The sequence below is a fragment of the Micromonospora eburnea genome (genome assembly GCF_900090225.1).
Taxonomy (GTDB): domain Bacteria; phylum Actinomycetota; class Actinomycetes; order Mycobacteriales; family Micromonosporaceae; genus Micromonospora; species Micromonospora eburnea.
The window spans coordinates 2,521,234-2,543,477 of sequence record NZ_FMHY01000002.1 but is presented as its reverse complement, the minus strand read 5'-3'; the positions used below and the strand labels follow the sequence as shown (position 1 = coordinate 2,543,477).

The 22,244-nt window shown below is 72.5% G+C and carries 16 protein-coding genes and 1 pseudogene; 9 read left to right on the top strand and 8 right to left on the bottom strand.

Translation table 11 applies throughout. From position 1 onward, the window contains the following. Positions 1 to 101 precede the first annotated feature (101 nt). From GA0070604_RS11940 to ctaD, 4 genes and pseudogenes are all read left to right on the top strand, one after another. Entirely contained in the window at positions 102 to 1,082 is a 981-nt protein-coding gene (locus GA0070604_RS11940; RefSeq protein ID WP_244162186.1) for a glucosyl-3-phosphoglycerate synthase, read from the top strand. A gap of 7 nt (positions 1,083 to 1,089) precedes the next feature. Further along, the gene (locus GA0070604_RS11935) at positions 1,090 to 2,250 is read left to right on the top strand and encodes a glycosyltransferase (RefSeq protein ID WP_091118012.1); all 1,161 of its coding nucleotides are present in this window, start codon (positions 1,090 to 1,092) and stop codon (positions 2,248 to 2,250) included. 145 nt (positions 2,251 to 2,395) lie between these two features. Continuing rightward, positions 2,396 to 2,860: a DUF4383 domain-containing protein gene (locus GA0070604_RS11930; RefSeq protein WP_091118011.1), complete on the top strand. Its 465-nt coding sequence runs from the start codon at positions 2,396 to 2,398 to the stop codon at positions 2,858 to 2,860. A gap of 129 nt (positions 2,861 to 2,989) precedes the next feature. Continuing rightward, positions 2,990 to 4,995 (top strand): annotated as a pseudogene (gene ctaD, locus GA0070604_RS11925) (aa3-type cytochrome oxidase subunit I). A gap of 114 nt (positions 4,996 to 5,109) precedes the next feature. On the opposite strand, the gene GA0070604_RS11920 reads toward ctaD, so the two are convergent. The 3 genes from GA0070604_RS11920 to GA0070604_RS11910 form a co-directional block, all read right to left on the bottom strand. After that, positions 5,110 to 6,243, bottom strand: coding sequence for a SigB/SigF/SigG family RNA polymerase sigma factor (locus GA0070604_RS11920; protein WP_091118010.1), 1,134 nt, complete (start codon positions 6,241 to 6,243; stop codon positions 5,110 to 5,112). A 281-nt stretch (positions 6,244 to 6,524) separates the two neighbouring features. Beyond that, positions 6,525 to 7,928, bottom strand: coding sequence for a hypothetical protein (locus GA0070604_RS11915; protein ID WP_091127053.1), 1,404 nt, complete (start codon positions 7,926 to 7,928; stop codon positions 6,525 to 6,527). A 360-nt stretch (positions 7,929 to 8,288) separates the two neighbouring features. Beyond that, positions 8,289 to 9,413: a baeRF2 domain-containing protein gene (locus tag GA0070604_RS11910; RefSeq protein WP_091118009.1), complete on the bottom strand. Its 1,125-nt coding sequence runs from the start codon at positions 9,411 to 9,413 to the stop codon at positions 8,289 to 8,291. A 141-nt stretch (positions 9,414 to 9,554) separates the two neighbouring features. Between GA0070604_RS11910 and GA0070604_RS11905 the strand changes: the two genes are divergently transcribed. Continuing rightward, the gene (locus GA0070604_RS11905; protein ID WP_208602264.1) at positions 9,555 to 10,091 is read left to right on the top strand and encodes a hypothetical protein; all 537 of its coding nucleotides are present in this window, start codon (positions 9,555 to 9,557) and stop codon (positions 10,089 to 10,091) included. A gap of 109 nt (positions 10,092 to 10,200) precedes the next feature. Here GA0070604_RS11905 and GA0070604_RS11900 read toward each other — a convergent pair whose 3' ends face one another. Then, positions 10,201 to 10,539: a DUF3817 domain-containing protein gene (locus GA0070604_RS11900; RefSeq protein ID WP_244161853.1), complete on the bottom strand. Its 339-nt coding sequence runs from the start codon at positions 10,537 to 10,539 to the stop codon at positions 10,201 to 10,203. 184 nt (positions 10,540 to 10,723) lie between these two features. On the opposite strand from GA0070604_RS11900, the gene GA0070604_RS11895 reads away from it, so the two are divergent. Continuing rightward, on the top strand, positions 10,724 to 12,202 hold the full coding sequence (locus tag GA0070604_RS11895) for a glutamate-cysteine ligase family protein (protein WP_091127051.1): 1,479 nt from the start codon (positions 10,724 to 10,726) through the stop codon (positions 12,200 to 12,202). A 51-nt stretch (positions 12,203 to 12,253) separates the two neighbouring features. On the opposite strand, the gene GA0070604_RS11890 is transcribed toward GA0070604_RS11895, so the two are convergent. Continuing rightward, on the bottom strand, positions 12,254 to 13,252 hold the full coding sequence (locus tag GA0070604_RS11890; RefSeq protein ID WP_244161852.1) for a DUF3459 domain-containing protein: 999 nt from the start codon (positions 13,250 to 13,252) through the stop codon (positions 12,254 to 12,256). Positions 13,253 to 13,537: 285 nt separating this feature from the next. Here GA0070604_RS11890 and GA0070604_RS11885 point away from each other — a divergent pair, with 285 nt between their 5' ends. The 3 genes from GA0070604_RS11885 (at position 13,538) to GA0070604_RS11875 (ending at position 17,221) form a co-directional block, all read left to right on the top strand. Then, positions 13,538 to 14,194, top strand: coding sequence for a response regulator transcription factor (locus GA0070604_RS11885; RefSeq protein ID WP_091118006.1), 657 nt, complete (start codon positions 13,538 to 13,540; stop codon positions 14,192 to 14,194). A gap of 127 nt (positions 14,195 to 14,321) precedes the next feature. Next, positions 14,322 to 16,439, top strand: coding sequence for a M14 family zinc carboxypeptidase (locus GA0070604_RS11880; protein WP_091118005.1), 2,118 nt, complete (start codon positions 14,322 to 14,324; stop codon positions 16,437 to 16,439). Positions 16,440 to 16,516: 77 nt separating this feature from the next. After that, entirely contained in the window at positions 16,517 to 17,221 is a 705-nt protein-coding gene (locus tag GA0070604_RS11875; protein ID WP_091118004.1) for a fasciclin domain-containing protein, read from the top strand. 73 nt (positions 17,222 to 17,294) lie between these two features. On the opposite strand, the gene GA0070604_RS11870 is transcribed toward GA0070604_RS11875, so the two are convergent. From GA0070604_RS11870 to GA0070604_RS11860, 3 genes are all read right to left on the bottom strand, one after another. Next, positions 17,295 to 18,578 carry a citrate synthase gene (locus GA0070604_RS11870; protein WP_091118003.1) on the bottom strand — a complete coding sequence of 428 codons (1,284 nt, stop codon included), beginning with the start codon at positions 18,576 to 18,578 and terminating at the stop codon, positions 17,295 to 17,297. A gap of 207 nt (positions 18,579 to 18,785) precedes the next feature. Next, positions 18,786 to 20,831, bottom strand: a complete 2,046-nt coding sequence (locus tag GA0070604_RS11865; RefSeq protein ID WP_091118002.1) for a sulfatase-like hydrolase/transferase — start codon at positions 20,829 to 20,831, stop codon at positions 18,786 to 18,788. After that, entirely contained in the window at positions 20,824 to 22,239 is a 1,416-nt protein-coding gene (locus tag GA0070604_RS11860) for a methyltransferase domain-containing protein (protein WP_091118001.1), read from the bottom strand. The genes GA0070604_RS11865 and GA0070604_RS11860 overlap by 8 nt, the downstream gene beginning before the upstream one ends. Positions 22,240 to 22,244 lie beyond the last annotated feature (5 nt).

The following is a 22,244-nucleotide window of genomic DNA, read 5'->3' as shown; positions in this document are numbered from 1 at the left end:
CGGTTAGTGCGGGTTGGTTTGCGGGAAAACCTCGCCCCGCGTTTCCACCACGACCTGGGGGTGTGCCAGTGCGGGATTCAGGAACGATCGTCTCACCGGTGGTGGAGGCGTGGGCCACGTACCGCACCACGTCGGCCGGGGACTGGCCGGTACGGCGGCTGCTGCGGGCCAAGGGCGACAGCCGGGTCAGCGTGGTGCTGCCGGCGCGCAACGAGGAGGCCACCGTCGGGGCGATCGTGTCGACGATCCGGGAGCACCTGATGGACCGGGTGCCGCTGGTCGACGAGCTGCTCGTGGTGGACTCCCGCTCGACCGACCGGACGGCGCAGGTGGCCCGGGCGGCGGGCGCCGAGGTGGTCAGCCAGGATGTGATGACCCGCGGGCTGCCCCGGCTGACCGGCAAGGGCGACGCGCTCTGGGCCGGGCTGGCTGCGGCCGGGGGTGACGTCGTCGCCTTCGTCGACGCCGACCTGCGTGAGTTCCGGCCGCACTTCGTCACCGGGCTGCTCGGCCCGCTGCTGACCGACCCGTCGGTCGACTTCGTCAAGGGCTTCTATCACCGGCCGCTGGTCGGGGTGACCAGTGTGGAGCCGGACGGCGGCGGGCGGGTGACCGAGCTGATGGCCCGTCCGCTGCTCAACCTCTTCTGGCCGGAGCTGGCCGGCTTCGTGCAGCCCCTCGCCGGGGAGTACGCCGGCCGCCGCGAGGTGCTGGAGCAGGTGCCGTTCGTCTCCGGGTACGGCGTGGAGACGGCCATGCTCATCGACCTGCTGGAGCTGGTCGGGTTGGACGCCCTCGCCCAGGTGGACCTGGGCGAGCGTAAGCACCGCCATCAGGACACCGCCGCCCTGGGCCGGATGTCCGCCCAGATCCTGCTCACCGCCTGGGCCCGGTTGCAGCGGCGGGGCTCGGCGAGCCCGGGCGCGCTGCCGACGGCCCTGCTGACCCAGTTCCGACGCGGTGGCTCGGACACGCTGCCCAACCTCGACCGGGAGATCGTGGTCAGCGACGTCTCCATCGAGGAGCGGCCGCCGCTGGCCCAGTTGCGGCACCGGTTGCCCCGCCGCCGGGTGGCGGTGTGACCGGGCCATGAGTCTGACCGTGCTGATGAACGCGGGTCCCTGGTTGTCCGTGCCACCGCCCGGCTACGGCGGCATCGAGAACGTGGTCGCCACCCTGGTGCCGGAGCTGCGCAAACTCGGCGTACGGGTGGTGCTCGCCTCGGTGGAGACCAGCACGCTGCCGGTCGACGAGCGGATCTGGGTCTTCCCGGACGGGCAGTTCCACGCCCTGCAACGGCCGTACAACCAGGTCTGCGGGGTGTCCCAGGCGCACCTCGACGGGGTGGTGCGCGCGCTGCGCGCCCGCGACGACATCGACCTGGTGCACGACCACGTGGAGGCGGTCGGGCTGGCCACCATGGCCGCGATGGGACCGGACGGCCCGCCGGTGCTGCACACCCTGCACTGGGACCTGGCCAAGCACCCGGAGCTGTACGGCAACCTCGACGGCGGCGTCCGGGTACGGGTCAACGGGGTGTCCGCCTCGCAGCTGGCCCGGGCGCCGCGTGCCCTGCGGGAGCACTCGGTCGGGCACGTGCACCTGTCCACGCCGCTCGCGGTCGACGCCGACCGCCGGCCGAGGGTGGAGAAGGGCGACCACACCGTCATCCTCGGTCGGATCAACCCGGGCAAGGGGCAGGACCTGGGGGCCCGGCTGGCGCGGCAGGTCGGCTTCCCGCTGGTGCTCGCCGGCCCGGTCGGGCCGTACCACCGGCCGGCGGACCTGGCCGCGGCCGGCGACGAGGCCCGGCAGAATCCGGACGTGCGGTTCTTTTACGACCACGTCGCCCCGTACGTCGACGGCGACCTGGTCCGCTGGGTCGGTACGGTCGCCGGGCGGGAGCGGGACGACCTGCTGGCCGGGGCGCGGGCGGCCCTCTTCCCGCTGCGGTGGGAGGAGCCGGGCGGCACGGCGGTGGTCGAGGCGCTCTCCCTCGGCACCCCGGTCGTGGCCGTCGCCCGCGGCTGCCTGCCGGAGCTGATCGAGCCCGGCCGCACCGGCCTGCTCACCACCGACGAGGAGGAACTGGGCGACCTGGTGCTGGCCGCCGGCCTGCTCGACCCGGACGAGTGCCGGCGTACGGCCGCCGCCCGGTTCACGCCGGCGGTGATGGCAGAGCGGTACGTGGGCCTGTACGAACAGGTCCGCCGGCTCGCTCCACGGCCCCTGCTGCCAACCCCCACATGATCCGCTCCGGTGCGACCGGTGATGGTCTCCGGCCGTTGGAAGACCACGACCTGCCGCACCGCGTCGGCCCCCGCCGGGGCGGGCCGCGCCGTTTGCCGCCGGTGCCGGCGGGTAAGTCGCCGGTCCCTTGGCTGAGGAGGCCGGCATGACGAACGCGATGGCGCACTCGCGCGGGCGGCGCAACCCGGCCGACGGCCGGGCCCCGGCCCGCCGGGCCTCCGCGTCCGTCGGCGTGCTCTTCCTGATCATCGGAGTGCTCGGCTTCCTGCCGGGGATCACCAGCAACTTCCACGACCTGTACTGGGCCGGGCACGAGTCGGGCGCGAAGCTTTTCGGCACGTTCCAGGTCTCCGTGCTGCACAACCTCCTGCACCTCGCGTTCGGCGTCGCCGGCCTGGCGATGTCCCGCACGGTCCCCGGTGCCCGCGCCTTCCTGGTCGGCGGCGGGGCGATCTACGTCGTGCTCTGGCTCTACGGTCTGGTGATCAACCGCGGCACCGCGGCGAACTTCATCCCGGTCAACCTCGCCGACAGCTGGCTGCACTTCGGGCTCGGCCTCGGGATGATCGCGCTCGGGCTGCTCACCGTCCGTGATCCGCTCCCCCGCTGAGTAGCGCCGGGTGGCCGGCACCGACGGCAGCCTGGCGAACTGCCCGAAATTACCGCTCTCGCCTGGTTTCATAGGCAGAGGGCCGGGTAGGTGTGCCCGTCCCTTTGCCGTCAGGACGGGGTGCGAGCCATGCCCAAGCAGGTAGTCACCGAGCCGCCACGAGACCGCGGGCCCGCGATCCTCGCGCCGGCCGAGTTCGGCGGTTATCCCGGTCCGGTCCGGGTGGCGACCCCGGGCAACTCGCTGTGGCGGCTGCTGCGCACCACGGACCACAAGCTGATCGGCCTGATGTATCTGAGCACGGCCTTCGGCTTCTTCCTGGCCGCCGGGATCGAGGCGATGCTGATCCGGGGAGAACTGGCCCGACCGGGGCTGCAGTTCCTCTCCCCGGAGCAGTACAACCAGCTCTTCACCACCCACGGTTTCGCGATGCTGCTGCTCTTCGCCACGCCCGCGGCGTTGGGGATGGCGAACTTCCTCGTCCCGATCCAGATCGGCGCTCCGGACGTCTCGTTCCCCCGGCTGAACGCCTTCGGCTACTGGTTGTTCCTCTTCGGCGGCCTGATGCTGTTCGGCAGCTTCCTCACCCCGGGCGGATCGGCCGACTTCGGGTGGTTCGCCTACCCGCCGTTGAGCAACGCCCAGCACTCCCCTGGGATGGGGCCCAACATGGTGGTGGTCGGCCTGGTCATCAGCGGTCTGGGCACCATCCTCACCGCGGTCAACCTGATCACCACCATCGTCACCATGCGCGCGCCCGGGATGACCATGTTCCGGATGCCGATCTTCACCTGGAACATCCTGCTCACCAGCGTCCTGATTATCGTCGTGTTCCCACTGCTGGCGGCCGCGCTGCTGGCGCTGGCCGCCGACCGGCTCATCGGCGCCCACGTCTACGACGCGACCACCGGCGGGCCCATGCTCTGGCAGCACCTGTTCTGGTTCTTCGGCCATCCCGAGGTCTACATCATCGCGATCCCGTTCTTCGGGATCATCACCGAGATCATCCCGGTCTTCTCCCGCAAACCGATCTTCGGCTACACCGGTCTGGTGTTCGCCACCATCGGGATCACCGTGCTGTCGCTGAGCGTGTGGGCACACCACATGTTCGGCACCGGGCAGGTGCTGCTGCCGTTCTTCAGCATTCTCAGCTTCCTCATCGCGGTGCCGACCGGCGTCAAGTTCTTCAACTGGATCGGCACGATGTGGAAGGGCCAGATCACCTTCGAGACGCCGATGCTCTTCGCCGTCGGCTTCCTGGTCACCTTCCTGCTCGGCGGCCTCACCGGGGTGCTGATGGCCAGCCCGCCGGTCGACTTCCACATCACCGACACCTATTTCATCGTGGCGCACTTCCACTACGTGCTCTTCGGCACGGTGGTCTTCGCGTTCTTCGGGGGATCTACTTCTGGTTCCCCAAGATGACCGGGCGACTGCTCGACGAGCGGTTGGGCAAGGTGCACTTCTGGACGATGTTCCTCGGCTTCCACGCGACCTTCCTCGTGCAGCACTGGCTCGGCAACGAGGGCATGCCCCGCCGCTACGCCGACTACCTGCCCGGCGACGGCTTCACCGTCCTGAACACGATTTCGTCGATCGGTTCGTTCGTCCTCGGCATCTCCACGCTGTTCTTCATGTACAACGTCTGGAAGTCCTGGCGGTACGGGGCACGGGTGACCGTGGACGACCCCTGGGGCTTCGGCAACTCGCTGGAGTGGGCGACCACCTGCCCGCCCCCGCTGCGCAACTTCGACCGGCTGCCGCGGATCCGCTCCGAGCGGCCGGCGTTCGACGCCAAGTACGGGCCCCTCGTCGCCGACCTCGGTGCCGACCTGCCGCAGCGCACCACCAAGCCGCCGCAGCACTTCGCCGAGGAGCTGCACCACGTGCCACGCAAACCGGAGTCGCCGGCCGTCGAGGGCGCGCACGGTGCCCGCGAGGCCGTCGAGTACCAGCCCGCGCCGGTGTCCGGCGCCCGGCCGGTCGTCGTGCCCGAGCCCGAGGAGATCATCCGGCCCAGCTTCGAGGAGACCGACGAGCCCGAGGACACGGTCCTGGGCGCGCACCGGGCGGAACCGGAGCGGGACGACCGCTGGCGGCACCCGCGCGGCCCCGGGGACACCACGGAGACCTGATCGGGACACCAGTCGGACGGGCCGGTGCCCACGGCGCCGGCCCGTCCGCCGCATCCCGTGCGGCAGTTCCCCGCGAGTCGTCCGGACCCGGTCGTGACGCCTTTCCGCGTACGGTCAGTCGACCGCCGGCAGGCCGGCCGCGGCGAGCGAGCGGCGTACCGCCGGCTGCACCCGGGTCAGCCGCAGCGGCACCCCGGTACGGGCGGCGGCGTCCCGGCCGGCCATCAGCGCGGCGATCCCGCCGGCGTCGAAGCCGCCCGCCCCGACCAGGTCGACGACCACCTCCCGGGGCTGCCCGGTCACCGCCTCCAGCATCGCCCGGCGGAGCTGGTCCGCGCCGTCCCGGTCGACCTCCCCGCCGACCTCGACGACCACCCGGTCGCCGTTCTGCCGAACCGAGATCCTCGCCTTCACCGGCTCGGCCTCGGCCGCGCCGTTCTGCCAGGGCGGCGGGGCGTCGGCGAGCATCGCCTGCCGTAGCCAGGTCAACGCCCGCGACAGCAGCCGGGAGACGTGCATCTGGGAGATGCCGAACCGGGCCGCGATCTCCGCCTGGGTCTGGTTGCCGTAGAAGCGCATGGCCAGGATCCGCCGCTCCCGCCAGGGCAGCCGGTGCAGCAGGCCGCTGACGGTCACCCGGTCGTCGACCGACTCCAGGTCGTTGTCCGACTCGCCGACCAGGTCGCCGAACTCGGCGGAGCTCTCCCCGCCGACCGGCGCGTTGAGCGAGGCCGGACTGTAGCCGGCGGCCGACTCCAGCGCGGCCAGGATCTCCTCCTCCGGCGTCTCCAGCCGTTCGGCCAGCTCGGCGACCGACGGCGCCCGGGACAACTCGCTGGTCAGCGCCGCGGTCGCCTGCCCCACCTCCAGAATCAGGTCGCGCAGCCGGCGCGGCACGTGCACGCCCCAGGTGCGGTCCCGGAAGTGCCGCTTGATCTCCCCGACGATGGTGATCGCCGCGTACGCGGTGAACGAGCCCCGTTCCGGGTCGTACCGGTCGACGGCGTTGACCAGGCCGAGCCGGGCCACCTGCTCCAGGTCCTCCAGCGGCTCCCCGCGGCCCCGGTAGCGGCGGGCGAGCCGGCCGGCGAAGGGCAACGCGAAGCGGACCAGATCGTCGCGGGCCTCCTGTCGCCGCTCGGGCGGCAGCCCCTCGATCCGTGCCGCGTACGCCAGGGCCGCCGCGTCGAGGTCCTCCAGGCCCCGCTCGGTGGGTGGTGGTGTGGGTGTGGTGGTCTGTCCGAACATCCGCGCCTCCCTCAGGAAGGTCCCCCGCCCGGATCGGGAAGACCGGTCGTGGGCGTGGTCGGGCCACGCGCCGGGCCGGAAGTGGGTTACGTGACGGAACGCCAGGAGCGGCGGCAGCCCGCCGCACGGCGTCGTGGGCCGTCTTCGCAGCGAGCGGTGTTCCCGCTCCGTAGGTACTCAATCACGGACCGCGGGATCGCGAGGATGTTTCGCCGGGGTTGGTGCCGGGGCCCGCCGACCGGGCCCGCGGCGGCCGGCCGGGGCACGTCGGGTCGGGGCGGTCAGGAGACCAGCAGCCCCTGGTGGGCGCCCGCGTCCCGGAGCGCCGCGAGGGCCTCGGCCATTCGCAGCGGCGGCGGGACCGGCAGGTCGTACGGCTGGTTGCGCAGCACCTCGGTGGCCCGCCGGGTGGGCACCGAGGCGACCGGATAGCCGCGTGCCACCCCCCGGTCCAGCGCCCGACGGCGCAGCCCGAAGCCGGCCACGGCGAGCCACTGCGGCAGGCCCGCCAGCGCGGGCGAGCGAACGCCCGGCGGCTCCGGCAGCACGTCCACCGAGCTGAACGGCTCGCTGCCGGCGAGCCACCACTCCACCCCCTCCACCCGACGCCGGGTCGCGTTCTCGCACCAGTACGGCACCAGGCCGGCCCGGATCACCTGCCACGGGTCCAGCAGCCGGCCGCACTCGACCACCAGGCGGTCGCCGGTCTTGCCGGCCTGGCGCAGCCAGCGCCGGTACAGGTCGGCGGTGGCGGCGCTCAGCGCGTCGGGCTGCGGGACGAGCACCCGGTGCAGCGGATGCCCGTGCCGGCCGCTCCAGTACCGGGCGCTGTGTTCGAAACCGGGTTCCACCCCGTTCTCGGCATACGCGGACGGGCAGGAGACGTCCGGCGGCTCCCAGCGCGCCCCGTCGCCGCCGGCGGAGCGGAGCACCTGGCGCAGCGCGGGCGCGTCGGGGTGGAAGTCGACCGGGTCGAGACCGCTGGCGGGGGAGCCGAGCTGGAAACTGTGCCCCCGTCCATCGTCCAGCACCGGCCAGGTACGGGCGTCGTGCAGCAGCAGCACCGGCGCGCCGGGGGCCAGGTGTTCGGCCAGGAACCGGGCGTACGCCCCGGGCAGGGCACGCCACCGTACGGCGAGGGCGACCGTGGCGCCGGCGGACGCGCCCCGGCTGGCCGGGCAGTGCACCTGCCGGACGTGTACGGCGCGGTTGCCGGCGAGCAGCCGGCCGGCGAGGGCGGCGCCGTGGTCGAGCGCGGCCCGGGGACGGTCGACCGCGCCACGGGTCCAGTGCACCGCCATCTCGAACGCGGCGGGCAGCCAGGGCACGCCCAGCGCCACGGCCAGGTGGGCCGCCGCCCCGTGCGGCGAGCCGACCACCACGCCGGGCCAGCGGCGGGCCGGATACTGGTCGACCATCCAGCCTGCCACCTGTTCGGCGTCGACCTCGGCGATCTGCTCGGGGGTCAGCGCGAGCCGGCCGGCGGCCCGGGTGGCGGCGGCTCGCCGCACCGGCTCGGGTGCCCCGGTGAACCGGGAGAGGGGGTTGGCGTTACCGAGGTCGGCGCAGTCGTCGCCGCGCAACGCCCGTACCGTCGCCGACACCAGGACGCGGGCCGCGCTGCCCACCGCCACCACCCGGTCTCCGGCCAGGACGGCGCCGTCGGCCACCCGCCCCACGGACACCTTCCGCACCGGCCCCACCTTGCCTCGTTCGCTCACCACGCGGCCCGACTTCCCGTCCCTATGGGGCCTAAACGGGCATCACCCCACGGGCCGGACCAATCCTCGGACCGCACCCAGGCACGTCGAGGGGGTAATCGTCGCGATATGCGGCATGTTGCGGTCTCCCGCCGCCTGGAGACCGCAACATGCCGCACACGGAGTGGATCAGGCCGCGCCGTGGTGGGGGCGACGCGGGATGCGGCAAGTTGTGGTCTCCCGGCGGCTGGATACACCCACATGCCACATCTGGAGTGGATCATGTAGGTGGAACGCCGCCACCCCGCCCGGCGGGCGGGGTGACGACCATCGGCGAGCGTACGGTCAGCCGTTGCCGCGACCGGGGGTGCTCGCGTCGACGTAGCGCAGCACCGCGCCGACCCCGTCGATGAGTTCGGGCGCCTCCTCTGGCGCGAGCACGGTGAGTTCCGCGTCAGTGCCGACCAGCGCACGCAGCAGCGCGGCGTCGGCGCGGACCCGTTGCGGATCGGCCACCGCCATCGCCTCCAGCTGCCGTGGGTCGGTCGCGATCTCGGTCGGCTCGGGGCCGATCCACAGTTCGTTGTCGGCCGAGGGGTCGTCCACGATCAGCATCGTGTCGACCTGGTTGCGTTGCAGGGCGGCGACCACCGCGTCCAGGCCCGCCCCGACGTCCTCCTGCATGCCGAACCGGTCCAGCGCGGCGGATATCCGCTGGTCGGCCACTTCGGCGATGGTCTGCACGGTGATGTCGTCCATCGCGGCCGGATCGGCGCCGCCGGTACGCGCACCGGCGTCGGTACGCACCAGGACATCCTGCCAGCGCTCCGGCAGCTGGGCGGCGATCATGCCGGTGGCCCGGATGTCCCCGGCCACCACCACCACGTCCGCGCCGACCTTCTCGGCCAGCTCGGCGGTGGCCGCCGCGGCGTCGCCGGCATTGTGGTGCCAGGCCTCCACCGCGGCGCGCTGGTAGCGGGACTGCGACCAGCCGCCCGGCTTGACCCGGCGCAACTGCCAGCTCTCCCGCCCCTTGACCTGTGCCCGTCGGGGCACCCCGCCGGCGCTGATGGCGACGGCGTCCGCCCCCGTCCGGTCGGCCAGCACCCGGACCCAGGCGACCTGCTCGCCCCGCTGGGCGACCAGCGGCATGGTGTGCGGCACCAGGGCCCAGGTGGCCAGGTCCCGTAGTGGCGGCGCGGACAGGTACTCGGTGAGCACCACCCGGCCCCGGGTGGCGAAGACGGCCAGACCGTAGTCGCCGGGCATCGGGTCGTGTCGCCGGACGACCTCCTCGACCGCGTCGACGGTCACCGGGTCGGCGCCCTGCTCCAGCAGGTGCCCCTTCAGGGCCCGCCAGCGCAGGTCGACCGCGGGCCGGGAGTCGTGGGTGTCCCGGGAGGCGTCCAGGTACACCGAGCACCACGGCCCGGGACGGTCGTAGAGCGGACGCAGGAAGGACAGCTGCATGCTCGACCCCTTTCCAGCTCGGCCGCACGCATACCCGCGCCATCGGGGATGTCACCTGGGCCGCCGGCCGCGTGACCGACGTTCATTCACGCCTTTCAACCCCTGGAATCGCTACCATCAGTGAACCGAATCGGACTCTCGGTGGTGATCATGGATGCTGACCTGCATGTCCGGCGTGTCGTCCACCCGACCGAACGGATCGTCACCGGACGGCTGCTCCGCCACATGGAGGGCTACCCGCGCGAGGTGCGGGTCGGCCAGCCGGTGCTCGTCGTGGTGCTGGCCGCCGCCGGCCTGGTGCGGCTGCTGTTCCGGTTGCTACGCCGTGGCGGCGGAGGCGGCGGGCGCAGCTTCAAGGAGCTGAAGAAGGGCCCCGAGTTCCTGGTCACCCCGGTACGCCTGCGCGACACCGCGGACCGGCTGCTGGAGGTGGAGCTGCACGGCCACCTGCCGCAGAGCGCGTTGCACCGTGGCGACCACCTACAGCTCACCCTGCAAACTCAGCGGGACGCGGACCTGCCGCCGCGGATCGAGCGGATCGTCAACCTGACCACCGGTCAGCTACTGACCCCGCGTACCGCCACCGTCTGGTCACACCTGGGCCCACCACTGCTGCTCCAGGCGGCGCTCGGCGTGCTGCTGGTGCTCGGCGTCGCCGCCTGCTCGGCCCTCACCTGAGGTTCCGCGCCCACCTGGACCCGGTGCGAGCGGTCGAACCCGCCATCGATCCCCGACGGTCAGCAACACCGGGGCCGCGACGGCCGAACGACGCCGACCCGCCGTGCGGTCAGCCCACCGGGGTGAGCGGCCGCCCGGCCCGCGCCGGCTCGCCGAGCAGGCCGCGCCGGCGGGCCCAGCGCTCGAAGAGCACCGTGGCGAACGGCGGCACCGCGCAGAGCAGCGCGACCGCCGTGCGCGGCAGGGACCAGCGCCGCTGTCGGGCCACCACGAGGACGACGATCCCGTACGCTACGAAGAGCGCGCCGTGGACGGGCCCGAACACGTGCACGCCGATCTCGTTGCGCGGCGGGCCGTACTTGACCGCCATGCCGGCGAGCAGCCCCGCCCACGAGCATGCCTCGGCGATCGCCGCCACCACGAACAGCCGGACCATCTTCTCGCGCATCAGCCACTCCCCCACCCGGTCGACGGCCATGGTAGCCGTCCGGCCCGGCCGGACCGCGACACGCGCGTGGGACGCGGCGGGAATCACGATGCCCGCGGTTGGGTAGTTATGGGTCCTTCGGGTCTTCCCCGCCCCATCGTCCCGTGCGAGGTTAGGGGGAGCCAACGGTGACAGGGTGGTGACCATGGGCGAGGCCGTCAGCGTACGCACCTTCGGCCGCGAGGACCGGGCCCGCTACCGGGAGAAGGTCCGGCGCTGCCTGGACGTCTTCGCCGAGATGCTGCGGGAGTCCCGCTTCGACGTGGAGCGGCCGATGACCGGCCTGGAGATCGAGCTCAACCTGGTCGACGACGGGTTCCAGCCGGCGATGCGCAACACGGACGTGCTGGCGGCGGTCGCCGATCCCAGCTTCCAGACCGAGCTGGGCCAGTTCAACGTGGAGATCAACGTGGTGCCGCGCCGGCTCACCGGCACCGGCACCGCACAGTTCGAGGAACACGTGCGGGCCAGCCTGAACGCCGCCGAGGAGAAGGCCCGTACGGTCGACGCGCACATGGTGATGATCGGCATCCTGCCCACCCTGCGACCCGAGCACCTGACCGCCGGCGCCCTCTCGGCGAGCCCACGCTACGCGTTACTCAACGAACAGATCTTCGCCGCCCGCGGCGAGGACCTGCGGATCGCGATCAGCGGGGTGGAGCGGCTGGCCGTCACCGCGGACACCATCACCCCGGAGGCCGCCTGCACCAGCACCCAGTTCCACCTGCAGGTCAGCCCGGCCCAGTTCGCCGACTACTGGAACGCCGCCCAGGCCATCGCCGGCGTGCAGGTCGCGCTCGGCGCGAACTCGCCGCTGTTCTTCGGCCGGGAGCTGTGGCGGGAGACCCGGGTGCCACTGTTCCAGCAGGCCACCGACACCCGCTCCGAGGAGATCAAGGCCCAGGGGGTACGCCCGCGGGTCTGGTTCGGGGAACGCTGGATCACCAACGTGTTCGACCTGTTCGAGGAGAACGTGCGCTACTTCCCGGCGCTGCTTCCGGTCTGTGACCCGGAGGACCCGGCCGAGGCCCTGGCCAGCGGTGGCGTACCCAGGCTGGCCGAGTTGCGACTGCACAACGGCACCGTCTACCGCTGGAACCGCCCGGTGTACGACGTGCTGAGGGGGCGCCCGCACCTGCGGGTGGAGAACCGGGTGCTGCCGGCCGGCCCGACCGTGCTGGACACCATCGCCAACGGGGCCTTCTACTTCGGCCTGGTCCGCGCGCTGGCCGAATCCGACCGGCCGCTGTGGTCGCAGATGTCGTTCAGCGCCGCCGAGGAGAACTTCACCAGCTGCGCCCGGTACGGCATCGACGCCCAGGTGTTCTGGCCGGGGCTGGGCTACCTGCCGGCGACCGAGCTGGTGCTGCGTCGGCTGCTGCCCCTGGCGTATCACGGGCTCGACCGGTGGGGCCTCGACCCGGGCGAGCGGGACCGGCTGCTCGGCATCGTCGAACAGCGCTGCCTGACCGGCCGCAACGGCGCGACCTGGCAGGTGGAGACGTTGCACCGGCTGGAGGCCGCCGACCATCTGGACCGGCCGGCGGCGCTGCGCGAGGTGATGCGCCACTACATGGACCTGATGCACAGCAACCGCCCGGTCCACGAGTGGCCGATTCCCTGACCGTCCACCCGGCTCCGGCCCGGGACCGCCCGGCAGCCGCCCGTCCGACGGTCAGAGCGCGACGATCGCGGCCGACTCGGGCGGCAGCTCGATCCCGTCGCGCATCACGGTGACGCCGGTCGCGGTGGCCAGCAGCACGGTGCGGACCAGGCCGGGCAGGTTGATCCGCTGCGGCTTGCCGGCCAGGTTCGCCGCCACCAGGCACTCGCCCCGGCGGGTCAGCAGGAACCGGTCGCCGTGCCGTACGTCGATCCGGTTCGACCGCGGGTCGGACAGGTCGGGTCGGCTCTTGCGCACGGCGATCAGCCGCCGGTAGAAGTCGTACACCTCGCGGTGCTCGGGCTTGTCCAGCTCGGCCCAGTCCAGCCGGCCCCGGACGAGGGTCCGCCGGTCGGGTATCTCCCCCGCCGGCCGGCCGTAGGCGGCGAACTGCCGCGGCGTGCCGGCCGCCCACTCCTCCCCCATGAAGAGCATCGGGGTGAGCAGCGCGGTCATCAGCAGGGTGGCGCCGACGCGCAGCAGGCCGGCGGAGAGCTGCTGGGCGACCCGGTCCTCGGTGAGCAGGGTGGGCAGGGCGTGCTGGGCCGGACCGTTCAGGTCGGGCTCGGCGATCAGCGACAGCGGCCGACCCAGGTGAGCGGAGAGCGACTCCACCGCCGCCGTCAGCTCGGCGCCGGGCCGGGCACCGGGCGTGGCGGGTACGCCGCCCAGCCGCAGTCCGTCGACGTGGTAGTCGCGCAGCCACCTGAGCAGGCTGTCGCCGAGGTGGCGGTGCCCGAAACGATAGTGGGCCACGTCGAGGATCATCCCCAGCCCCTTGGCGTGCACCGCGTCGACCAGCCGCCTGAGCCCGTCCGGCCCGCCGTCGAAGGCGTTGGCCGGCAGCAGCTCGACCAGGTCGACGCCGAGGTCGACGAGGTGGTCGAGGTGGCCGATGGCCGCGTCGAAGGTGCCCTCCGGGGTGAAGGCGCCGACGTGCAGCTCGTACCGGATGCTGCCGGGCAGGCGGAGCCGGGCGGCTTCGGGCGCCCACACCGTGAACTCGGTCATGCGGCAGCCTCCACGGGATCGGTGGGAGCCAGCAGGTCGACGGGACAGGTCATGAACGAGCAGCTCAGACCCACTGTAGACCCGACCGGTGAACATGTCCGTGACCCGATGACCGGAAATCCCCCGCCCCTCGGCCGGGCCGGCGGGCCGACCCGGCAGCGTTGATCGGCGATACGGGCACCGGCACGCCATCCGCCGGTCACGATCTTGCATCCGGGCTGTTCACGGCCGGTTTCATCGGACAGACTCGCGTGGACCTGTCGGGACGAGGGCCGAGGAGACGCGGTGCGGGTGCTGATGGTGGAGGACGACCTGCGAGTCGCGTCCGCGTTGGGTGCCGCGCTGCGCCGCCGGGGCTACGTGGTCATCCCGGCCACCACCGCGGCGGAGGCGGTCACGGCGGGTCCGGTCGACCTCGTCCTGCTCGACCTCAACCTGCCCGACCGGGACGGCCTGGAGTTGTGCCGGCAGATCCGCCGGCGCAACGAGGACGTCGCCATCATCGCGGTGACCGCCCGGTCCGAGGAGCGGGACCGGGTGGCGGGGCTGCGGGCGGGCGCCGACGACTACGTGGTGAAGCCGTTCTCCATGGCGGAGTTGCAGGCCCGGATCGAGGCGGTGATGCGCCGTACGGCCCGCGCCGCGCGAGCCGAGACGGCGCTGGAGGTCGGCGACCTGCGGGTCGATCTCAGCGCCCGGCGGGTCTGGCTCTCCGGCCGCGAGGTGAGCCTGACCCGCAAGGAGTTCGACCTGCTGATGGCGTTGGCCCGGCAGGCGGGCACGGTGGTGCCCCGGGAGCGGTTGCTGATGGACATCTGGCAGACCACCTGGAAGGCCGGACACACCCTCGACGTCCACGTCGCGGCTCTGCGCGGCAAGCTCGCGGACGCCGGCCTGGTGGAGACCGTACGCGGGGTGGGCTACCGGCTACGGCCGAGCTAGACGGCGGGCGCGTGGGACGCCCATCGATTCTCAGATCATCCTCAAGAAATCTGTGGCGGTCGCTCGCGAACGGGACGGCTGGCGTGTGCTGTCCGCACCGTGTCATCCCACCTGTTCTGGAGCTTCCATGAGAGACAGACGGACGACCATCTTCTCCGTCCTGCTCGCCGCCACCCTCACGGCGGCCGTCGCACCCGCGCCCGCCTACGCCGTACCGGTTGGTGTCGCCGCCCAGGCCGAACCGAACCAGGTGCAGAACCTGACGGTCGTGCAGGGTGACGGCTACGCCACCCTCGCCTGGACGCCGGTCGACGGCGCCACCGACTACCAGATCGAGCGCACCCCGGTCGCCGACGACGGGTCGGCCACCGGGCCCGCCGTGATCACCGGCGTCTGGCGGCCGAACCGCCAGATCAACAACGAGTCGCCGACCTTCGCCGACTCGGGATTCAACCCGGGCGCCCGGTTCGAGTGGCGGGTCCGCGCCCGCTTCGGGACCACCGCACAGCCGTACTCGGAGCCGGTCTCCGGCGCCACCACGGCTCCGTGGGGCGACCCGAACGTGCCGGGTGAGAACCTGCGGACCCAGTGGGAGACCACCCTGGCGGCGCAGTACACGAGCGACGTCAACGAGTACGCGTACACCGCGGCGCTCGACGCGGCGAGCGACCGCGTCCGGGTGACCGAGATCGGCAAGACCGTGCTCGGCCGGCCGATCAACATGTTCGTCATCGGCTACCCCACCCCGCCGGCCACGCCGGAGGCGGTGGCCAAGACCTCGCCGCTGCTGATCAACTGCAACGTGCACGGCAACGAGCCCGGTGACCGGGAGGCGTGCCTGATCATGGCGCGCAAGCTGGCCTTCAGCAACGACGCCCGGACCATCGACCTGCTGTCGCACACCACCGTGCTCATCGTGCCGACGATCAACGGTGACGGCCGGGCGGCCAACACCCGGGGCAACTCCACCGGGCAGGACCTGAACCGGGACTACTCGCTGATCCGCCAGCCGGAGAACGCCGCGTTCGTACGGATGCTGCGCGACTACCACCCGGTGGCCAGCTACGACGGTCACGAGTTCGGCAACTCCAACGCCGGTGACCTGCCCATGCTGCCGCCGCGGCACCAGAACGTGGCCCAGTCGATCTTCGACGAGTCGCAGCACATGATCGAGGGCCACATGTACACCCAGGGCGCCAAGGACGGCTGGTGGCCGTGCCCGTACGGGTGCAACGGCGGTGGAAGCGTGGGTCTGAGCGAGGAGACGATCCTCCGCAACACGGCCGGGCTCAAGAACGTGGTCAACTCGCTGCTCGAACTGCGCAGCTCCGGCGGCCCCACCCGCCCCGACGAGGGCAACACGGCGAACAACCGGCGGCGTAAGACCTTCTCCGCGCTGTGGACGTTCAACCAGTTCCTCGACTACCACCGGGCGAACCTGACCGCGATCACCACGGCGCGGGCCGAGGCGATCAGGTTCCAGGTGTCGAACACCGGCAGGATCGTCTTCCGCGGGTCCCGCCCGATCGAGGCGTACCCGGCCCCGCACCCGGGCGAGGCCCCGCCGCCGATCGACGCGCCGAAGGACAACCTGATCCTCGACAACGCACCGTGCGCGTACAAGCTCACCGAGGAGCAGTACAACGGGGCGCGCACCGACGGTCCGGCCGGCCTGCGGACCACGGTGGCCGAGCGCATTGCCGCCCACGGCTGGCAGGTCGTCAAGACCGCCGACGGGTACGTCGTCCCGCTGAACCAGCCGGAGCGGGGCCTGATCCCGCTGCTGCTCGACGAGCTGGGTGTCGAGAACCTGGTGGCCGGCGAGCGGGTGTACCCGACCCTGACCGGCAAGCGCGACGGCCAGCTGGTCGTCTCCGGCTTCACCTGCCTGAAGGACGCGACGGTGAACGGTCCGGTCCGGGTCCAGCCGGGCGCCACGCTGGTCGCGACCGGCTCGTCGATCACCGGCCCGGTCGACGCCAACGGCGCCGCCGGGGTCTTCCTGACCGACAGCAAGGTCACCGGTCCGGTCCGGATCACCGGCGCCAGCGGCCCGGTGGTCGTCGCCGACGCCACGGTCACCGGCCCGGTCGAGGTGTCGAACAACCGGGGTGGTGCGCCGCTGCTGGCCGGCAACACGGTCAACGGCCCGCTGTCCTGCGGCGGCAACGCCGCGGCTCCGGTGAACCTGGAGCTGGCCAACTCGGTCACCGGCCCGAAGAGCGGCCAGTGCGCTCGCCTGTGACCCGCTGATCGTCGTACCGGCCGGCTCGGGGCCTCAGGGCCGGCCGGTACGACCCGACCTGACCTGGAGAGAACGCCGTGGACCAGCTCGCCACCGTACCGTCCCGCCCCCGCCGGGCGGCCCACCGTCGTCACCCACGGCGCCGGCTGGCCGCGCTCGCCGCGGTGGGCCTGTCCCTGGCCCTCGCCGGCACGGCCTGCTCCGATGCCGGGCCGGCGGATCGCGCGGCGGCAGCGACCGGCGGTGCGGCCGCGCCGTCGGCGGTCGCCGTCCATGGGCCGCTGTGTGACGCGCTGCCCTCGGGTACCGAACCGGGCAACCCGGGGTCGCTGGCCGCTGAGCCGCCGGAGGTGGCCCTGCAGTGGCTGCCCGTGCTCACCACGTTCGAGTCGGCGGTACGGGCCGCGGACATGGCGGGCGAGCTGCACGAGAAGTCCGGGGTGACCATCCTCGCGCCCAGCGACGACGCGTTCGCGAAGCACTTCTCCGAGGAGAACCTGGACGAACTCTTCATCAAGGACAAGGGCCAGCTCCGCGACCTGCTTCGCGAACACCTCGTCGCCGGGTCGCTGTCGCTGTCCGACCTGACGGCCGCCGGCGAGGTCACCACGCTCGCCGGTACGAAGATCAAGGTCACCGGCGACGGGACGACGGCCCGGCTGGCTGGCAAGGCCGACACCGTGTGCGCCGACTACCGGGCCGTCGACGCCCGGATCCACATCATCAACCGGGTGCTCGGCGACCTGCCCGTCACCGCGGGCACCGGCGACCGGAGCCACTGACCGGCACACACCGCGTACGCGAGAAGGCCGCCGGCCCCGTGCGGGGTCGGCGGCCTTCGTCGTCAGCCGGAGGTCAGCGCTCGCCGGCCGGGACGTAGTCCCGCGCGGCGGAGCCGGTGTAGATCTGCCGCGGGCGGCCGATCTTGGTCTCCGGGTCGTTGATCATCTCGCGCCACTGGGCGATCCAGCCGGGCAGCCGGCCCAGGGCGAACAGCACCGTGAACATCTTGGTCGGGAAGCCCATGGCCTTGTAGATCAGGCCGGTGTAGAAGTCCACGTTCGGGTAGAGCCGCCGGGAGACAAAGAAGTCGTCGGCGAGGGCGATCTCCTCCAGCTGCACCGCGAGGTCCAGCAGCGGGTCCGGCTTGGCCATCCGGCCCAGCACGTCCTGGGCGGCCTGCTTCACGATCGCGGCGCGGGGGTCGTAGTTCTTGTAGACCCGGTGGCCGAAGCCCATCAGCTTCACGCCGGTCTGCTTGTCCTTCACCTTCTGCACGAAGGAGCGGACGTCGCCGCCGTCGGCCTGGATCTTCTGGAGCATCTCCAGCACGGCCTGGTTGGCGCCGCCGTGCAGCGGGCCGAACAGCGCGTTCACCCCGGCCGACACCGAGGCGAAGAGGTTCGCGTTGCTGGAGCCGACCAGGCGCACGGTCGAGGTGGAGCAGTTCTGCTCGTGGTCGGCGTGCAGGATGAACAGCATGTCCAGCACCCGAGCCACCACCGGGTCGACCTCGTACGGCTCGGCCGGCACGCCGAAGGTCATCCGCAGGAAGTTCTCGACGTAGCCCAGCGAGTTGTCCGGGTACAGCAGCGGCTGCCCGATCGACTTCTTGTACGCGTACGAGGCGATGGTCGGGACCTTCGCCATCAGCCGCACCGTGGACATCTCGACGTGTTCGGAGTCGAACGGGTCCAGGCTGTCCTGGTAGAAGGTCGAGATCGCGCTGACCGCCGAGGAGAGCACGGCCATCGGGTGCGCGTCGCGCGGGAAGCCGTCGAAGAAGCGGCGCATCTCCTCGTGCAGCAGCGAGTGCCGCCGGATCCGCTCGCTGAACTCGGTCAGCTGCTGCTGGGTCGGCAGCTCGCCGTAGATCAGCAGGTACGAGACCTCCAGGAAGGAGGACTTCCCGGCCAGCTGCTCGATCGGGTAGCCCCGATACCGCAGGATGCCCGCGTCACCGTCGATGTAGGTGATCGCGGACGAGCAGGACGCGGTGTTCACGAAACCGGGGTCGTAGGTGGTCATCCCGGTTTCCTTGAGCAGGGCGCCCACCTTGATTCCGCCGGGGCCCTCGACCGCGGACTGCACCGGCATCGACAGCTGGCCACCGGGGTGGTCGAGCTTGACTTCCGTCATCTGTTCCTCGCTTCGCCGGCAAGATCTTCATTGAGTTGCCTTCGCTTTTACCGTACTTACGGTCTGGAGGACACCGCTCGTGGTGGTTCTGTGGTGAGGTATGCGTCACCCGATTCCCGGCCGGCCGGCTCAGAAACCCGGGAAAAGCGTGGCCACCCCGGCTCCGGCCGGGGTGGCCACGCAGGCTTGCGCAGGGCGCGGACGCGGTCAGGACAGGTGGAGCCTGCGCAGGCTGCCATCGCCGGCCACCCGGTAGAGGTCCAGGCGGTTGGCCCCGGCGGTGAAGAGCCGGTCGTCGGGGAGGAAGGCGGCGAACCGGCGGCCGCCCTTGTCGGGCGGAACGACCGGGACGACCGCGCCGACGGTGCCGTTGACCGCCACCGCGAGCTTCGTCCCGTTCGGCACCGAAGCCGGCACGGTGCCCCAGACCAGAGCGGGCAGCTCGCCCGCCGCGGGGTCGACGGCGCGGAACGCGGCGAGGTTCGCCACGGTGGCCGTACCGCCGGTGGGCTTGTCGCCGACCCGGGAGCCGACCAGCGGGTCCGGGGCGGGCGGGGCGGGCGGGGACGGCACCCCGCCGGAGATCCGCACCGGCTCGCCGGGTTGGTCGTAGAACAGCTTCTCGGCCCGCTCACGCGGGGTCTGCTGCGCCGAACGGCCGTCCATGTGCCAGGGGATCTTGATGTGGGTCGCGTCGGCGATGGTGGGCAGCAGGTCGACGTGCTGCCAGTTCCGGTCGTCGATCCGGCCGGCCCGCTGGCCGGGCTCCTTGACGAACATCGGCACCCAGGCGACCTGGTCGGCGGCGTGGTTGATGGCGTCCATCCCCCGGCCCTGCCAGTCCCGCCGGAAACTCACCCCGTGGTCGGCGGTGACCAGGACGAGGGCCTTGTCGTAGAGCCCGGTGGCCCGCAGCGCCCGCAGCGTCTCGCCGATGAGCCGGTCGGTGTAGCCGAGCTGGGCCAGATGCCGCTGGCGGGCCAGGTCGACCCAGCCGGCACCGTCGTTGGGCAGGTCCTCCGGCGCGGCGTACTGCGCCCCGGACGGCAGGTACGCCCACGGCGCATGCGGCATCAGCAGGTGCAGGAAGTGCAGGGTGGGCCGGGACGACGGGCGCAGCCCGGCGAGAAAGCTGGTGAACCGGGCCGGCTGGTTGGCGTTCAGGGCGTCCCAGCGGAACTTCGGGTCCGCCGGGACCGGCTCGGCGGCGTCCAGCCCCGCCTCGGCCCGGGTCAGCTCCCGGTACGAGTTCTCCGGATCGATCCGGCTGTCCACCGGCGCGGTGACCTGGCGCAGCAGCTTGCCGCTCTCCCGGACCAGGACGCCGAGCCCCTGCTCCGGGCTGGCCGGCTGCTCGCACCGGCTGGGCGGGCAGAGCCGGGTGATGCTCTCCTCGGCCTTGATCTCGTACAGCCCGCCCAGGGCGGTGAACAGGTTGTCCGGGTACTGCGAGTAGTGCGGGGCCACCGACTGGGCCGGGTACCGGCCGGTCAGCATGGCCGGCAGCGCGTACGGCGTCCAGCCGCTGACGCCGGTGGCGTTCCGGTACCAGGTCGACCCGTCGGCGAGTTCGGCGAAGTTCGGGTACCGGGTGGCGTCGATCCGCCCGTCCGCACCGAGCAGCGAGACCAGCGGCAGCTCGTCCAGCACGATCATGACCACCGGCGGGTGGGCACCGGCGCCGGCCACCCCGGCGGATCCACCGTGGCCCTTCGGCAGCACCACCGCCGAGGCCGGCGAGGCGAAGACGAAGAGGCCGACGAAGACCACCGGCCCGGCCGCGGCCAGCCGCAGCACCTGCCCGAGGGCCCGCCACCGCCGGTGTGCGACCGCCGCGGCGGCGCCGACCACGCCCGCCACCAGCAGCAGCGGTACGCCGCGCAGCGGTGTCACGTGCCGCCCCACCTGGACGGCGAGCGCGGCCAGCAGCAACCCGACCACGAGCGTGTGCACGACCGCCCGGGCGATCCGGCCGACCAGCAGGCTGACCGCGCCGAACAGGGCGAACGGCACGGTCGGCACGATGGCGATCAGGGCCGCCAGGAGCAGCACGTCGGCCGGGGCGGCGCGGTGGAACAGGAAGAAGTCCGGGCTGTGGCCGAGCACGTCCAGCAGTGGCTGGGTGACCACCAGCCCGACCAGCGCCACCACCTCCAGCAGCCGGCCCAGTTCGCTGCGCCAGGCGACGCGGCGGCCGGACGGCGTCGGCGCGACCGGGCGTACCTCGGGGGGTGCGAGAGTCTGCTCAGCCAACGGTCACCACCTGGTAGAGCGTCCGGGTGCCGGACGGCAGCTCGACCCGGCGGAGGATCCGGCCGCGCGCCACGAGCAGCCGCTCGAACGCCTCGCGCCGGTAATCCGGGAACAGCCCGTCCGGTTTGTTGGCCAGCAGCCGCCGGGCCATCGGGTCCTCGGGGTGGACGAACTCCACCACCAGCGTGCCGCCGGGCGCGGTCAGCCCGGCGAACTGGTCCAGCACCTCGGCCAGCGGCACGTTCCGGCCGATCGCCAGGTGGTGCACCAGCGCCAGCGCGAGAACCAGGTCGGCCCGCGCCCGGTCGGCGAAGCCGGCCCGCTCGACGCCCCGCCAGCCCCCGCCCGGCGACGGGTCGGCGAGGTCCATCACCAGCGGCAGGATCCGCTGCTCCCGCTCGTCGCGCAACGCGCGGTAGAGCCCGTCGACCACCGCCGGATCCTGCTCGACCGCGACCACGTGGTCGGCGTGCCGGGCGGCGATCCGGGCGTACCGGCCGTCGTTGGCACCCAGGTCGAGCGCCAGCCCTGGCATGGTCACGGCCGCCGCCCGGTCGACGAACTCCTCCTTCGCCCGCCGGTCCGGCACCGAGTACGCGCAGGTGCGCTGGTAGTCGGCCCAGTGGCTCTCCCCCGGCCGGGCGTCCAGCCGCCGGACCAGCTTCTCCAGGCCGCGTACCGTCGCCAGGACCAACTCCCGGGAGTAGCCGGCGGCCCGCAGTTGGGCTCGCACGTCGCTGGTGCTGGCGTGCGCGTGGCGGGCCTGCATCGCGCCGTGCAGGTGGACGTGGGTGAGCACACCGGGGCGCAGCCGGCGCGTGCCGGAGAAGAGGCGGCGCATCTGGTCCGGCTCGATGCCGTCGATCCGGGCCCGCAGCCAGGGCTGGAAGTCCAGCCCGAGATGGGCCTGGAGCAGCAGCGGATAGAGCAGGGTCTGACAGAACTGCCGGTAGCCGGCCCAGGGCTCCCCGTCGCGGGCCGGTTCGAACGAGCCGACGTCGATGAAGACCGGCGTGGCGCCCCGCCACTGGAGGTTGTACGCCGAGCCGTCCTTGGTGGTGAAGCCGGCGGCCACGGCCGACCGCAGCACCTCCAGGTGCAGCAGCGCGGCGTCGCGCAGCATCCCGTACGACCACTCGTACGGGTGGGAGACGAACGGGATGCGCTCGTGTCGCAGCACCGCGGCCCAGGGCAGGTCGACCGGGGCCGGGACCAGTTCCTCGGTGCCGCACACCTTGCCGGCGGCGAGCAGGTCGCGGAAGAAGTCGCTGGCGGCGAGGGCCCGCCAGTCGCGGGCCGACCGCTCGTCGAGGCCGCGCAGCACCTCGCCCCGGCGGTGGAAGACGCGGTTGCCCGGGTCGCGGAAGGACCCCGGCTCCAGCCGGGCGTCGGCGTCGGAGACGGCCACCCCGG

Bases quoted from the DNA above. Each gene is read 5' to 3' on its own strand.
- GA0070604_RS11930 (WP_091118011.1), top strand. From the start codon at position 2,396: ATGACGAACGCGATGGCGCACTCGCGCGGGCGGCGCAACCCGGCCGAC.
- GA0070604_RS11900 (WP_244161853.1), bottom strand. From the start codon at position 10,539: ATGCGCGAGAAGATGGTCCGGCTGTTCGTGGTGGCGGCGATCGCCGAG.
- GA0070604_RS11895 (WP_091127051.1), top strand. From the start codon at position 10,724: ATGGGCGAGGCCGTCAGCGTACGCACCTTCGGCCGCGAGGACCGGGCC.
- GA0070604_RS11910 (WP_091118009.1), bottom strand. From the start codon at position 9,413: ATGCAGCTGTCCTTCCTGCGTCCGCTCTACGACCGTCCCGGGCCGTGG.
- GA0070604_RS11890 (WP_244161852.1), bottom strand. From the start codon at position 13,252: ATGACCGAGTTCACGGTGTGGGCGCCCGAAGCCGCCCGGCTCCGCCTG.
- GA0070604_RS11920 (WP_091118010.1), bottom strand. From the start codon at position 6,243: ATGTTCGGACAGACCACCACACCCACACCACCACCCACCGAGCGGGGC.
- GA0070604_RS11870 (WP_091118003.1), bottom strand. From the start codon at position 18,578: ATGACGGAAGTCAAGCTCGACCACCCCGGTGGCCAGCTGTCGATGCCG.
- GA0070604_RS11935 (WP_091118012.1), top strand. From the start codon at position 1,090: ATGAGTCTGACCGTGCTGATGAACGCGGGTCCCTGGTTGTCCGTGCCA.
- GA0070604_RS11880 (WP_091118005.1), top strand. From the start codon at position 14,322: ATGAGAGACAGACGGACGACCATCTTCTCCGTCCTGCTCGCCGCCACC.